The organism is Lentisphaera marina (assembly GCF_028745505.1).
GTDB classification, from domain to species: domain Bacteria; phylum Verrucomicrobiota; class Lentisphaeria; order Lentisphaerales; family Lentisphaeraceae; genus Lentisphaera; species Lentisphaera marina.
In genome coordinates this window covers 2,351,497-2,365,937 of sequence record NZ_JAQZZL010000001.1, presented here as the reverse complement: position 1 = coordinate 2,365,937, position 14,441 = coordinate 2,351,497, and the positions used below count along the sequence as shown (strand labels likewise).

Annotated in this window: 10 protein-coding genes; 2 read left to right on the top strand and 8 right to left on the bottom strand. The window is 41.8% G+C overall.

The window, feature by feature from the left end; translation table 11 throughout:
- Positions 1-14: 14 nt before the first annotated feature.
- Positions 15-1,154: a glycoside hydrolase family 88/105 protein gene (locus PQO01_RS09565; RefSeq protein ID WP_274313791.1), complete on the bottom strand. Its 1,140-nt coding sequence runs from the start codon at positions 1,152-1,154 to the stop codon at positions 15-17.
- Positions 1,155-1,169: 15 nt separating this feature from the next.
- A complete protein-coding gene (locus PQO01_RS09560) occupies positions 1,170-4,169 on the bottom strand; it encodes an FAD-dependent oxidoreductase (RefSeq protein WP_274313790.1) in 3,000 nt (999 codons plus the stop codon).
- 267 nt (positions 4,170-4,436) lie between these two features.
- On the opposite strand from PQO01_RS09560, the gene PQO01_RS09555 reads away from it, so the two are divergent.
- The gene (locus PQO01_RS09555; RefSeq protein WP_274313789.1) at positions 4,437-5,168 is read left to right on the top strand and encodes a helix-turn-helix domain-containing protein; all 732 of its coding nucleotides are present in this window, start codon (positions 4,437-4,439) and stop codon (positions 5,166-5,168) included.
- A gap of 476 nt (positions 5,169-5,644) precedes the next feature.
- Here the strand turns inward: PQO01_RS09555 and PQO01_RS09550 are convergent, their stop codons facing one another.
- Positions 5,645-5,956, bottom strand: a complete 312-nt coding sequence (locus PQO01_RS09550; protein ID WP_274313788.1) for a hypothetical protein — start codon at positions 5,954-5,956, stop codon at positions 5,645-5,647.
- A 408-nt stretch (positions 5,957-6,364) separates the two neighbouring features.
- Between PQO01_RS09550 and PQO01_RS09545 the strand changes: the two genes are divergently transcribed.
- Positions 6,365-7,789 (top strand): sulfatase family protein, encoded by a 1,425-nt coding sequence (locus PQO01_RS09545; protein ID WP_274313787.1) that lies wholly within the window; start codon positions 6,365-6,367, stop codon positions 7,787-7,789.
- Positions 7,790-8,070: 281 nt separating this feature from the next.
- On the opposite strand, the gene PQO01_RS09540 is transcribed toward PQO01_RS09545, so the two are convergent.
- The 5 genes from PQO01_RS09540 to PQO01_RS09520 form a co-directional block, all read right to left on the bottom strand.
- Positions 8,071-9,123: an alpha/beta hydrolase gene (locus tag PQO01_RS09540; protein WP_274313786.1), complete on the bottom strand. Its 1,053-nt coding sequence runs from the start codon at positions 9,121-9,123 to the stop codon at positions 8,071-8,073.
- 202 nt (positions 9,124-9,325) lie between these two features.
- Positions 9,326-10,216, bottom strand: coding sequence for a hypothetical protein (locus PQO01_RS09535; RefSeq protein ID WP_274313785.1), 891 nt, complete (start codon positions 10,214-10,216; stop codon positions 9,326-9,328).
- A 161-nt stretch (positions 10,217-10,377) separates the two neighbouring features.
- Positions 10,378-12,111 carry a hypothetical protein gene (locus PQO01_RS09530; RefSeq protein WP_274313784.1) on the bottom strand — a complete coding sequence of 578 codons (1,734 nt, stop codon included), beginning with the start codon at positions 12,109-12,111 and terminating at the stop codon, positions 10,378-10,380.
- 271 nt (positions 12,112-12,382) lie between these two features.
- Positions 12,383-13,015 carry a hypothetical protein gene (locus tag PQO01_RS09525; RefSeq protein ID WP_274313783.1) on the bottom strand — a complete coding sequence of 211 codons (633 nt, stop codon included), beginning with the start codon at positions 13,013-13,015 and terminating at the stop codon, positions 12,383-12,385.
- A 113-nt stretch (positions 13,016-13,128) separates the two neighbouring features.
- On the bottom strand, positions 13,129-14,439 hold the full coding sequence (locus PQO01_RS09520) for a DUF1552 domain-containing protein (protein ID WP_274313782.1): 1,311 nt from the start codon (positions 14,437-14,439) through the stop codon (positions 13,129-13,131).
- Between the last annotated feature and the right edge of the window lie 2 nt (positions 14,440-14,441).

Below are 14,441 nucleotides of genomic sequence, written 5' to 3'. Positions count from 1 at the left end.
TTTATTATTGATGATTATTTCTCAAGCTTAATAACTTCGGCGGCCGCCAGTAAATAAGGTCCTATGCCGTGTTGATCGTGAGTTACCCTTGGGCGTTTAAAGAAGTATTGCACTTTTTCGGACATATCCGTTCCGACACAGACGTCTTTGAGTTGATTTTTGTCCGTTAATTTTGTTTGCAGACCATTCCAACCTTTTATGCCAGCGCTACGAGCAGATGCCGGCAACCAGCCCTTATTAGAGCCTAGTAAAAGGCTGTAAGTAAACATGCCGGAACAGGAGGTCTCGGTATAACTTTCTGGGCGATCTAAAACCTGGTGCCATAAGCCGTCTTTATTTTGACGAGCCATAAGGCCAAGCATAACATTGTTGTAGATCTTCAGGAGCTCGGCTCTTTTTGGGTGATTTTCGGGAACAAAGTGCAATAAGTCAGTAATGGCCATGACAAACCAGCCATTGCCACGACCCCAGTGATGAATTTTAGCTTCTGGCTTTTTTTCGAGCCATAGACAATGCATCAGTTTTGTTTGCGGATTCCACAAATATTTATAATAACTGAGCGTTTCTTCTATGGCTTTTTCTAGGTATTCTGGATTGCCACTTTGCTTAGATTTACGCACCCAATAGGGGACAAGCATGTATAAATCGTCAATTTGCACACCCTTTGACTTCCATTGCCTTTTATAGCGAGTGTGTGTTCCATCAGCAATTTTAGGCGCTCTATCCAGCATGCCTTGGAAGTAAGATATTCCACGAGCAATTTCAGGGTGATTGCTTGTCGCCTGTGCTTCAACAAAACTGGCCACCATACCACTATGCCATAGAGAACTTGGTTTGAGGTAATGATTTTGTGATCGTGTATCTGTAATTTTTTTATAAGAATCACAGAAATACATGAGTTGTTTTTCTTTGTATTCACTGAATTCTGGGCGATCCAAGGCATCACCCATATTTTTTATACCTTCAGCAATTATGTAGTTTTGGTACATCCAGTAATTATAACGCCTTGGCTTTTGATCTTTTTCTAAAGCCGTTTCTGCAATCACAGTCTCCGCCATTTCAATGGCAGCTTTTATAGGTAAGGGTTTAGGTTCTTCTGCAAAAACACCAAAGCTTAAAACAGTGCAAAATAACAAGCTTAGATTTTTTATCATGATTTATATGATCCTTTAATTCTGTTCTTTTAAAATAGCTCTTGCGTGAATCGCATAGTGACCGCGGTAATCATTGCTATAAACTTCAAGAGTTTTCTTACCCATACCCTGGTAATCACCGCAACGGAACAAAGCACGAGCGACAATCAGTTCTCTCAACGAAACCTCGCGGCTTGTACAATCGTAATTGCTTTTAGGGGTCACTTTATTGACGTTATTTATTTCTAGAAAAGCATTGCCTTGAGTTCTTGGAAGTTTCAAAAGCCCGGCAAGAGTTTTTGCTGCTTCAGGTTTTTTGAGAGTTTCAAAAGCTACAGAGAGGGCACGAAAGTGCGATAGGGCATGATTTGTATTAAGCTGGTCAGCTTTTTCGATGAGTATAGGCAGAGCTCTTTCGTCACCTGTACGTCCCAGGGCAATGATTAAATTATCCAAAGGACTTGTAGTGGGACCAAAGTTACCACAGCCTTTAAATTTCCAGCCTTTATCCCACTTAGCTTCACGAACTGCAGTCATTAGATCATCAACACCAGTAGCATCGTAAAAAAGACCAAGTACATGAGCATAACGTAATTTAACTTCTGGATCATTTGAGGCTTTGTAGGCTTCTTGCAACATTGGAATTGCGGCATCCACTTGAGTTAAGATTTTCTCAATACCGGAGTAATCCTTACCAAGGCTTTTTACCGCTTCGCGAATAGTCCTCTCGTTTAAGGGGAAACTATCTTTCGCACCTAGAAACTTCTCTGGAATTGTACCAATGTCGACTAAGTGTCTTTGCAGTTCTTTGATATCAATCTTACGCACAGTCGATTGGTCACGTGCAGCCATAGCGGAAGCATAACCCGCAGCATAGCTGTGGTTTTCAATATCGCGTTGCATACGGATAACCGGCATGGCATCGCCATCACCACTGATTCCGAGCCCGGTTACCAATATGCCATCGTAGCCTTTGGGTAATAAAGCGCGGTAAGGTATATTACCGTACATGTACTCTCTTTCCTGGCGATAAACCATAAACATGTCATGTCTGGAAAAACCGTGATTGTCAAAATCACTTTTGGCAACAGTGATCACATCTGGGAAGACTCGCTTATTGAGAATGTCCATTGGCGTAATGTAAACATCACCATAGATGCGGCGTCTAACCCTTGAGTCAATGAGTTGCCCTAAGTCATAGTCATTTTTGAATTTTTGTTTTGCTACAACGTGCATGCGCCAAATATCTAAAACGTCATCATCGTGGCCGAAGGTCCAATCTGAATTCATCATATTATCACCAGGGTGCCAGGGAGGTAAACCCGTTCCTTGAACTGAAATATGTTCATTATCAATCATTTGAGTTTCAAGTCCGGCACAGTGAGGGATGACTGAATTGCCGGTTGAGTCAATGACGGTGTTGGCTAAAATGACACCACGACCTTCTGGTGTGGCGACAACGACTCCAGTAAAACGCTTATCTTGAAGGACTGAGCCCACACCCAGAGTCAGGTACCAAACTTCACCTCCGGCTTTATTAATTTCTTTGCGCAACCACTCCATCTTTGTTTCGATATCAAAGGGAATATTTTTGTGGATGCTTCTAGGTTTAAATTTTTCATCTGCCAGAGCCGTGATTTCTCGCTCAACTTCAGCGTTGAAGCCGGCTTTGTTACCGTTGTAATAAATGGCAATTCGGCCAAGAGTTCCCACTCCACCAAGGCCGTGTAAATGCTCAATAACAAGTGTGCGAGCGCCTGCACGAGAAGCACCAATGCCGGCAGCCGCTCCGCCAGTTCCACCACCCACAACAACTGTGTCGAAACGAGCAATGACGGGCAGGGCACGGGCAGGACTGCGAACGGACCCTTCGCTAGGCTTCCAGCGAAGACCAGTTAAAACGTCTCCCACTTCAGCCTGGATAGTCGCCTCGCCACCGTGTCCGGCAACCACAAGTTTACTGGCGGGAGCTAAGTCTCTTTCGATAGCTTTTTTTGCTAGCTTTGCTCCTAAGATTTGACCGAGCTGTAAGCTATTAAGTGGTCTGAGTAATTGTTCAGCTGCGTCCCGTGATATATCAGCACAGCCGCCAAGGACATAAAGGTGCTTCAAGCCTTTTGGAGTCATGGCAGCTAAGGGGATTTGTTTTGCCTCTTGCCATGAGCCTTTGTGAGATTTGATCGATTTTAAGTTATCTGGTGGAATTTGAAATAGCTTCTCTGAGTAAGTCGCCTGACCGAATTGGTAGCTTTTATCGCGGGCAAGCTTATCGGCTTTAATAAAAGATTTGAAGGAGCCATCTTTCATGGAGATTTCTAAATCATATTCATAAACTGCGTAAGAATTCCTGATGGTTTTCGGCTTGTTAGCTACTTGCACAACGGTGTACTGAAAACCTAAATTTTTTGCTTCTTTATTTGGCTCACCTCCAACAATTATACGTTTGAATTTCTGTGGGCCCGCAGGGTAAGTCGTGAAATTTGCTCCGGCCATTCGAGCTGCAAAAGCACGATCTGTAGCATCAATGATAAGCTTACCACGTATCGCCTGTCTACCAGAGCGATTCGCTACTACAATCCCGGCGACCTCGCCATTTGGATCGTGAAGAATTTCAGTCAGGTAACTACCATAGAGATAAGGAACTTCTTTATTTAACAGGGCTTCATCGAGCTTTCGCTTGACATCCATTGGTGTAACAATTGAGTAGCCATTTTTTGTTTTGCGGGCTTTACCATAAATTGATTCACCCAATTCAGTCTTTGGCTTTTGATCGGATTTAATCCATAACCTCTGAGTAGCGCATACATCTTCACCGAGGTAGGGGCGATCAGTTACTAGAAAAACTTTGGCGCCTTGCTTAGCGGCGGCTTCTGCAGCGGCAACACCTCGTAGAGTCCCGCCAACGACAATGACATCGACATCATAGGATAGAGGAATCTGGCGTTCAGATTCACTGACGGTTTTAGTTTGTGCCTGCCCTTGCGTAGGCAGAAAGATACTTAAAACTATTAATTGGATAACTACCCAAGTCTTCATAAAGGCTCCTGTAAATGGTTTGTTTATTATTTATTTGAGTCAAATAAAAACCTGCCGGACATTTTTAGTTTTTTTATGTTTCTTAAAATAATACTTGGCTGACCCAAAGTTTATTCATTTAGGACTGGAAAGCTGAGGAGCAATAAAGTTTTCTTAATCTCATTAAATTATCACGATTTTTAATCGTCATTGAGATCTATTTACATACTCTCGATAGACGATTGCTATAAAGGGAGTTAGAATAGAAAAAAACAACACTATTTGGGCATGGACGGAGAAATAAATATTGATTCATTAGGCTTCAGGTCTTCACTCGAAGATTTCCTGAAGTACTTTGATTATTATATCGATACTCGCTGTTTTGTTAAAGACTTGAATTCTAAGTATGTCTATGTCAATCAAGCTTATGCAAATATGTTAGGTTGTACTCCAGAGGAGATGGTGGGTAAGGGGGATTATGACTTTTACGATAAGAATATGGCAGAGCTTTATCTTGAAGAAGACAGGAAGGTTTTAGCGGGAGAAAAGTTTGTCAATCAGCGCTGGATGGTTCCCGATAAGAATGGAGTTATTTCATGGTGTATATCCCACAAGCAGCCTCTTAGAGATGAAGAGGGGAATATCAAGGGGGTTTTTTGTACGTTCCGAGATTTGCGTATGGCCGGTTCTGATGCAAAACCCTTCTTTGACCTATCTGAGGTAATCGAATACATGCATGCTCATTACAGCGAAAATATAAGTTCTGACGACCTAGCCAAAGTTGTTGGTCTCTCTGTGAGTCAATTGAACCGAAAGTTTAAGAGCACAATGAACAGCAGCCCAATTAATTACCTGCTAAAGGTTCGTATTGAAAAAGCCACCGAAAGACTTTTAAAAACCGATGAAACGATCACAGAGATTTCATTTGCCTGTGGTTTTAATAATCAGACCTATTTCAATCGTCAGTTTAAGAAGATAAATGGGCTTTCGCCTAGAGAGTACAGGAAAAAGTATTCCTAAGAGCTTAAGTCACCGACTCTGGACTAAAGTCCTACTACCCTTCCTAAAATATTTATCACAGGTTTCCATGAGAATAGAATATCGAAAAAAATACGTAATATACCGACGAAACCAGACTGTGTGAAAAATACCTTGTTAGGTGCAACGCACCGTAAGAAAATAGCGTGTAGCGATAGCTACACGTTTAGAAGAAAAACGTATTAAAGGTGCCTAGCACCGACACAAAGCATTGAATGTATCGGACTTACAGCCCTTTGTTCTTATTAGGAATCACAACATGCACCTCGCGGTGCATGCTACAGTTTATCGGGCCTTCAGCCCTTATATGATCTGTTTTTATATTTTTCACACAGCCTCGGGACGTCAGCGCTCCAAAGCGCGAATTTAACTTTGGAGCGCTGCCGTCTAGGCAGTACAAGGCAATGTAAATAACAGAGCTATAGCAATGCACTTAATTGAATAGTTTTTTGCCTTTCTCAGGGGATTTCAACTTTTAATTCAACTCCGTCTTTATTCGGATAGATAGCATTCATCGAATTGAGTTCATTGAGCACGAGCTTACGGTATTCATCATTAGCCCAGTTGGCATGAAAGTGACCGCCAGTGAAACCAAAGCCACGGCCGCCATCTTTTCTTTCTACTGACCAAAGAACAGTTTCTTTACGTCCCTTATTCGCGACAATATGTGAATAAGGACCACGTGGATGAGAAGTTTTTCCTAGGCGAGTTTCGGCATCTGGAATACCCTGGAGGATATTAGTATGAAAAGGAGTATCAGCCCAACGCATGTTGTAGTACCATTCGCCTGGTCAAGGAAAGGCATTTCCTTGCAGGGGAGTTCGAGGGGACAGCGTCCCTTCGTATGCGAAGCATCATGCCCTTTATTCTGGGTAATCATGAAAATAATCACGATTATCCATAAAGCGGTGTAAAATCCTCATTCGCCTGGTCAAGAAAAGGTATTTCCTTACAGGGGAGTTCGAGGGGACAGCGTCCCTTCGTATGCGAAGCATCATGCCCTCTATTCTACCTAATCGAGAAGTAAATTATATACAGAATAATAACAAAAAATGAAGAATATCTTCAAGATTAAAAGCTTTTAAACAGCAAATGTATAGATTGTAAATGATGAACTGTTAGCTAAATACTGACATACACCCCTCCGTTCACAAATATTTAAGACCTCAGGATTAAAAATGAAATTTTTTATATATTTTGCATTGTTCACATGCTTATCAATAAATGCCTCGGAAAGGCCAAATATTTTATGGATTGTTGTGGAGGATATGTCGTCTCATTTCAATTATAATGGGGAAAACCTGGTCCATAGCCCACATGTCGACCGCCTCGCTAAAGAAGGACAGGTTTTTAGCAATGCCTACGTTACCGCACCTGTCTGCTCTACCGCTAGATCAGCCATGATTACCGGCATGTATCAGACTGCCATTGGAGCTCACCATCATAGGAGCTCACGCGGTAAAGTTAAAATTCACTTAGCCAAGCACATCAAAACAATTCCGGAACTCTTTAAAGCGGCTGGTTACTACACCTGTAACGGCAGTGAGAAAACCGGAAGATACGGTAAAGAAGACTACAATTTCTCTTACAAGAGAAACGATCTCTACGATGGCCCTGACTGGTCGGGCCGCAAAAAAGGTCAACCCTTTTTTGCTCAAATTCAATTGCGAGGTGGCAAAATTCGTAATGTTGATAAGTGGTACAAGCAAATTGAACCCGCACTCAAAAATGTGATCAGCAAAGATCAGGTCGAGCTACCGCCTTATTATCCGGATGTAGCTGCTTTTAAGCACGACTGGGCTATTTATTTAAATAGCGTGCAGTACACCGACCTGGAAGTTGGCAAAATCATGCAGCGCCTTAAAGAAGATAAACTCTTAGACAATACCATCATTTTCTTTTTAACTGACCACGGTGTCAGCCAGGCAAGAGGGAAACAATTCTGCTACGATGAAGGTGCTAAGGTCCCCTTCATCGTCTGGGCTCCCGAAAAATTAAAACCCAACCTACGTGAAGAAGTTATTGCTCATATAGACATGTCTGCCAGCTCTCTATATTTTGCTGGCATTGATATCCCCGCATACATGCAGGGCAGAACTCTATTTGGGGATCAAGCTGAGCCACGCAATTATGTTATTTCAGCAAGAGATCGCTGTGATGAGACAGTCGACCGTATTCGCAGTGTCCGCTCAGGGGACTTTAAATACATTCGCAACTATTACCCCAAACGCCCCCATCTTCAACCTTGTCAGTATAAAGATGGGAAGCCATGGATGCCCGTCTTTCGACAATTACAGGCCGAAGGGAAGTTAAATGATCTGCAGGAAAAGTTGCTGTTTTCTCCTACCCGTCCAGAAGAGGAGTTATATGAACTCAAATCAGATAAATGGGAACTGAAAAACCTCGCAGGTGATCCGAAATATAAAAACAAATTACGAGAAATGCGCAGCATATTGGCAAACTGGATTATCGAGTCAGATGACCAAGGCCGTTTCCCTGAAGCTGAAGAACAATACGATAGTGATATGGCAGCAACCAGAAAATCCGATATTAAAGACAAAAATATCGCTCTCATGAAACAATGGCAGTCTGAAGGGAAGTGAAATATTGAATGGCTATGTGCTTTACACTGAGCTAACTCATTAGGGGGGCAGACCTATCCCCGCGTGGGTGCATCCCCACGAATAAGATTGAGGCAAATAATTTTTACTTGAGTGCAGGAAACTTTTTGTAAACGTATGCCAGCTCGGCCTTCTCAAAAGCTTCGAATTCACTCAAAAGCTTCTTATAGTCCTTATTGCTTTTTCTGGCTCCAAAAACGACATTATTTAAAATGTCAGAGCTATTTTAAACGGTCCCGGCTTTCTCTGCATTGTGGAAATTATCAGTCCTTAAATTGCTTCACGACAAAACCCATAAAATCTTTGTTTGGCGAGTCAATAATGCCTATTTGGGGGGCAATACACAAATGTTCAACGCCGACTTTAAGGGCCCGCTCCTTTAAAGCTTTCGCGTGATTGGCGTGATGATAAAGATGATTTTTATCAGTGATCTTGACCGGACCTCCTGGCTGACTGTTATGAACATAAAAAGGTGGATCGTCTTTGCTTAATAAGTCGAGCATATCGAGACTGTCAATCAAAGCTTTCCCCTCTTTAGTTTCTAACTGATCTAAACGCTTAACGCCATAAAAAAGCAAGGCCCCACTTGGATCTCCTTTTCCCTTAATATCCATCACTTCCTGCCAGCGTTCAAAATCATAACTACATTGAGCTCCAAAACCAATAGCAGCTGAAACTCTGGTGGATTCGCGTTCTACAGGATCTTCACTTTGCGGATTGGCCATGTCATCAGTAAAAGCCAGCCAGAAAGAAGTTCCTGCCCCGGCACTATTGCCCATCAAGGCAAATTTTGTTTTATCTAAATTAAACTCCGAAGCCTTATAACGAAGAAACTGCAAAGCTCTTTTACTATCATTTAAGCAAGCCATAATCCCATTTTCCGTTATATAACGGTAATTAATTGAGGCAAAGGATATGCCATTTTTCAAATATTCCTGTATATGCCTATAGCCTTTACTTTTATCACCGCCCTTAAAGCCCCCACCATGTATAAAAATCATCAGAGGTGTTGGTTTATCAGATTTAGCCACCCATAAATCAATCAGGTTGCGTTCATGCGTCCCATATTTTATATTCATCATTTGCCGGGAATATAAATCTTTACTTAGCTTTGGAGCCTTAGCTTTCGAAGACTTATTCTTATTTGACTTATTCTTAAAAGCCATGGCCTCCTTTAATGTCAGAACACCATCTTGATTGCTATCAGCCTGAGGAAACTTCTTGAGAGCCTGCTTTAAGCGGGCGTTTGTTTCAGACGTCTGAGCCTTTGCCGAGAATAAACTCAACACCATTAAAAATAAACATACTCTTCTCATCTAGGTACCTTTTATTGTTGATCATAAAAAACTCGGAAAGCTCTTCAGAAGACCCTGCACCGATAATTCTGCCGCAGTCCGGTAACATTTTTTATTTTAATTCTGGAAATTTCTTGTAGAAATACGCCAGCTCGGCCTTCTCTAAAGCTTCGAATTCATTAAAAATCTTTTTATAGTCCTCATTGCTTTTTTTAGCCTCTTTTTATTTTTTTGATTTCTTCTTGACCCGTCGAAAGGGTTTAATCGAGGGATCCTTGCTCATTATGTAATCCAACTCGAGTTTTTTTAAGGCACTTAATTTTCTTTCCATTTCTATGTAAACAGGATCAGACTTTGCCTTTCTTTTTGCAGCTTTATTTTGTGGGGTTTCCTTACCACCAAAAAAGCGATAACTGGCTTTGATCTCTTGCATATGACTAGATATCTGGTCTATTATTTTTTTATAATTTAAGTCATTGTTCTCCCTTAAAGAAACCTGAAGAGAAGCGATGCCGTATTTGTACTCAAACTCCGGATCAGATTCCACATCCCTAGGGACACGTTTCTTTTTTTGTTCGATGATACTTTTCCGCTTAGATTGCCAATTTTCATTAGGCTTCCCTTCCCAGATACGGATAGAATCAAGTGTCCCCGGACCTCCAAAATTAATGACTAACTTTGTCTTTTCACGGTCAATTCGATGATTCCGGCCATATAAAAAATTCTCGTCATCCATATGAACCAGCATCTCATCCCCCCTTGTTTCCACCACAACATTGTAAACTTTACCGGACTTTAAAGTGGATCCACTAAGATCTGGGTACTCTTTAAAGTTATTTAGTACATCTTGGTCTTGCCACTTCATTAAGTAATTAGTAGTGGAACGCATTCGAAAGAGAATCGCATGACCTAAATGATCATTATACAAGTACTGATTATATACGGATTTTCCATTACAGGAAAAAGTGTACTCTACTATATGGTCACGGAGGGAGATTTCTCCCTGGGGACCAATCTTGGCTCCACCATCCCATTCTAACTGACCATTTTTCACAGTCATTCCCTGAACTTTCCACTTTCTTTTGTCAATGGCCTCATCAAAGTCATCCTTCATAAGGAGTTCACCTTTTAGAAGCATCTGTGGTTCTTTTGCAAAAATTGAAACTACAAATAAAAACTGTATTAAAAAAATATATGAATACTTCACCTTATTTCTCCAGAAAATGGTTAAATGAGCTAATGAGCTTGACTCCTTGTTCTCAATCATTGGATCAACTACTTCTTTTTTCCAGCTTTTGGCTGCTGACCGGACAGACGCAGAAAAACCTCCATGCCAGTCTCTCCCTGTTCGTTTGTTTTGGGGTAGGAACCGTCGATATAGGACTTGACCTGCACGTCAAAAACCTCGTACTCTGCAGTAGTGATCTTTCCATCATTATTCCAATCAATGAAGGTAAAAAGCGTCTTACAGTCAGGTCGATCATTATTCCAGGCTTGCTGATTGGGCCATGACTTTTTTGATGAAGAAGCATATTTTTTCGGATAGGTTTTTGCTTGTCTTCTAAAAGTTTTATCCGCCAATTCCTCTTTCCAGCTCAAACCGTCATCGCCATCGCGATTGGCGCGCGTCCAATCCGGATGTGGAAATTCAGCGTATTGCCAGATATTATCGCGATTCTTATCGAGAGCTGCCCAAATCTCACGTGCTCTATCCAGTTTCTTTTTGCTGAAGGTGGCCTCCATTTGCTTAATATGAGAATCCGATTGGGAAGCATTTGGAGAGCTCTTTTTCTTTAAAGAAATCTTTTTATTACTCTGTGAATTCGTTTTGTTGTAAAGTTTAAGCTGATCTTTAAAGGCTGTGTATTCCGCTTCGCTGATCTTGCCATCTTGATTCCAATCGATGAAATAGAAGATCTGCTCAAAACCAGGATGAGCAACACCCCAGGCATAAATCGACGGCCATTGATTTTGTGAATCCTTACCATGCTTTGCTAAAAAGTCCCCGTCCTGAACTAATTTCTTAAGAACGCGATCCGATAGTTCCTCAGCCCAATCGACAACCTCGTCTTTATTGCGATTAGCACGCTTCCAGTCAGGGTGTGAGAATTCGCTATATTGTAATTTGCCGTCTTTATTCTTGTCTCTATTCCACCAATCTATGCGAACCGTGTCCATACTCGCGGTATCCAGAGCGAGCTCAAGTTTCTCAATACCAATCAATCTGCGTTGTGCTTCTAAGCGACGACCTTCTTCCGTAAGTAGATGCTTGAAATCTCCGAGGAATTCTCTTCTAACCATGAACATTAAACCGTAGTTACCACCACGATTGACAAGGGTGCCACGTGCCGTGCGGCCATCACCGGCCAGGACTGCAGTAAAGGTCGCCCATGTACCCGACTTAAGCCCCTGCCTCTCTATTACTGCCATGTGGTGTCTACCTTTCGGATACGCCTTCTTGAATTGACCAATGAAGGGTGTCATACTAGACCACGTACCGATCGGACGAATAGTCGAGGTTGGATCGAATGGTTTCTTGATTTGACCACCGTCACCTGCAATTTGATCACCTTCCTGCTTCAGATTCAGTTGCATGATGCCCCGGCCCAACTGACCATTAAGCCGCATCGTCGTGAAGCAAAGCCAGGTTCCGGAAAAATGATTACCCAAGTCATTATCACTCATCTTTACCGGAACTGTCTGAAGCGTCTGAATGCGATTCTCCAGATTCATAACCCGCATGATCGCCATTTCGGTTTCAGGTGAAATAATCTGCTCCTGCTGCTCAGTCTGCAGCTCTTTTTGCGCTGTTTTATTGTCCTTAAGTTCAGTACTTGTTTGGTCAGCACTTGCTGTAGAAGAAACAAGGAAAAGTAATGACGTAATGATGCTTTTATAATTCATAAAATTCCAATTTTTAAAATTCTTATTAGGATAATTCTTATTAGGATAATTCTTATTAGGATACATGAAATTATCAAGCAAAAAGACTTGGCGTACAAAAATCATCATGGTCTCCCATGTTAATCACGGAGTAAGATATGTGTTTCTTTACAGACGAATAGTTCTTTTATCCTAAAAAACTCAGCTGAACTAGAGTGCTCCGCAATAATCTTTATTTTCTTTCCATTTCTATGTAAACAGGATCAGACTTTGCCTTTCTTTTTGCAGCTTTATTTTGTGGGGTTTCCTTACCACCAAAAAAGCGATAATTGTCTTTGATTTCTTGCATATGACTAGATATCTGGTCTATTATTTTTTTATAATTTAAGTCATTGTTCTACCTTAAAGAAACCTGAAGAGAAGCGATGCCGTATTTGTACTCAAACTCCGGATCAGATTCCACATCCCTAGGGACACGTTTCTTTTTTTGTTCGATGATACTTTTCCGCTTAGATTGCCAATTTTCATTAGGCTTCCCTTCCCAGATACGGATAGAATCAAGTGTCCCCAGACCTCCAAAATTAATGACTAACTTTGTCTTTTCACGGTCAATGCGATGATTCCGGCCATATAAAAAATTCTCATCATCCATATGAACTAGCATCTCATCCCCCCTTGTTTCCACCACAACATTGTAAACTTTACCGGACTTTAAAGTGGATCCACTAAGATCTGGGTACTCTTTAAAGTTATTTAGTACATCTTGGTCTTGCCACTTCATTAAGTAATTAGTAGTGGAACGCATTCGAAAGAGAATCGCATGACCTAAATGATCATTATACAAGTACTGATTATATACGGATTTTCCATTACAGGAAAAAGTGTACTCTACTATATGGTCACGGAGGGAGATTTCTCCCTGGGGACCAATCTTGGCTCCACCATCCCATTCTAACTGACCATTTTTTACAGTCATTCCCTGAACTTTCCACTTTCTTTTGTCAATTGCCTCATCAAAGTCATCCTTCATAAGGAGTTCACCTTTTAGAAGCATCTGTGGTTCTTTTGCAAAAATCGACACTACAAATAAAAACTGTATTAAAAAAATATATGAATACTTCACCTTATTTCTCCAGAAAATGGTTAAGAATAAATGCCTCGAGTGTGGCCATCGGCATCGGCAAAAGTCTTCACTTGGGCACCGGCATCCTGCAGCATAGTCGTCCACAAGTTGGCCAAAGGCGTATTTTCTTTAGCCGCTTTGTGATGATATCCATGCTTGAGTCCTTTAAAACCACCACCAGTTAGGAAGCAAGGTGTATTGGTGTTTCTATGAGCCGTACGTAAACCACCGCCCCAGAAAACCAGACTGTTATCAAAAATAGTACCGCCATTCGGGTCAAGAGGGTCTTTCGCAGCGCGCAAGATATCAATTAGCTTCGAGTAAAGCTCAAGCCATTTAGTCGAACGTTTTAGATTTAACTCATGAAGTGCGGTATTACTTCCATAGTGCGATAAAGTATGTGGCGAGTGGCCAATCCCCATACTGGTTAACAAACCGGCATCTGGCATTCGGTAAGTGATAACTCGTGTTGAATCTGTTTGATAAGCAGTCACAAGCAGCTTATACATCATCAGCATTTCTTTTTCTGCGCCCAAGCCATCTTTAGGGGGGCTAAAACCGGCTTTGGGGTAAGGTTTATTGATCCAGTCATGCTGGCGGCTTAAGGCAAGTTCTATATCGCGAACAGATGTCGTATATTCTTCAAGCTTCTCTTGATCGCCCTTGCTGAGTCGGCGCTTGCTATCCGCTGTATCTATTTTTAGAATATCAAAAATACTACGTTCTTTTTTTAGCAGTTCAAGTTGCTGCTGTTTACTCAAGCCTCCGCCAAATAAAGCATGGTAAACTTCAAGCGGAGTCCTCAGACCAATTAAGGGGCTGCCGTCTTTTCTATACGAAACAGCCGCACCTCCATGACCGTTGCCATCTTCTTTGGGTCTGACATTGAGCTGTAAACTTTCATAACGGGTATTTTGACCTAGATACTCAGCAGCCAGCTGATCACAGGAGATACTATTGTGCCGGGCTTTACCGGCAAAGCCAATGACATTGCAAGAACTCAACAAAGCTTCGCTGCCTTCATGAGGCTGCTTGTTCTGCTTATTCGTTAAATTTGAAATCATCGTTGTATGGGCGAGATTTCTCTGTAAATGTTTCCAGGCCGGCGGCAGCGTCATACCTTTCAATTGACCCGTGGCGGTTGGATAAAAATGCTTTTCCATGTGGCCATGGCCCATGCTCATCCACAAAAGGCGTTTCACTGGCTTAGCCGCTTTTTCAGATGCCGCCTGCAAGTTCGCCGGCAGCAAACTGGATAAAAAGGGAAGGGCCAGACATTTTGAGCCATTTGTCAAAAAACTTCGACGCGATGTATTGCTAGTAATATTCATAA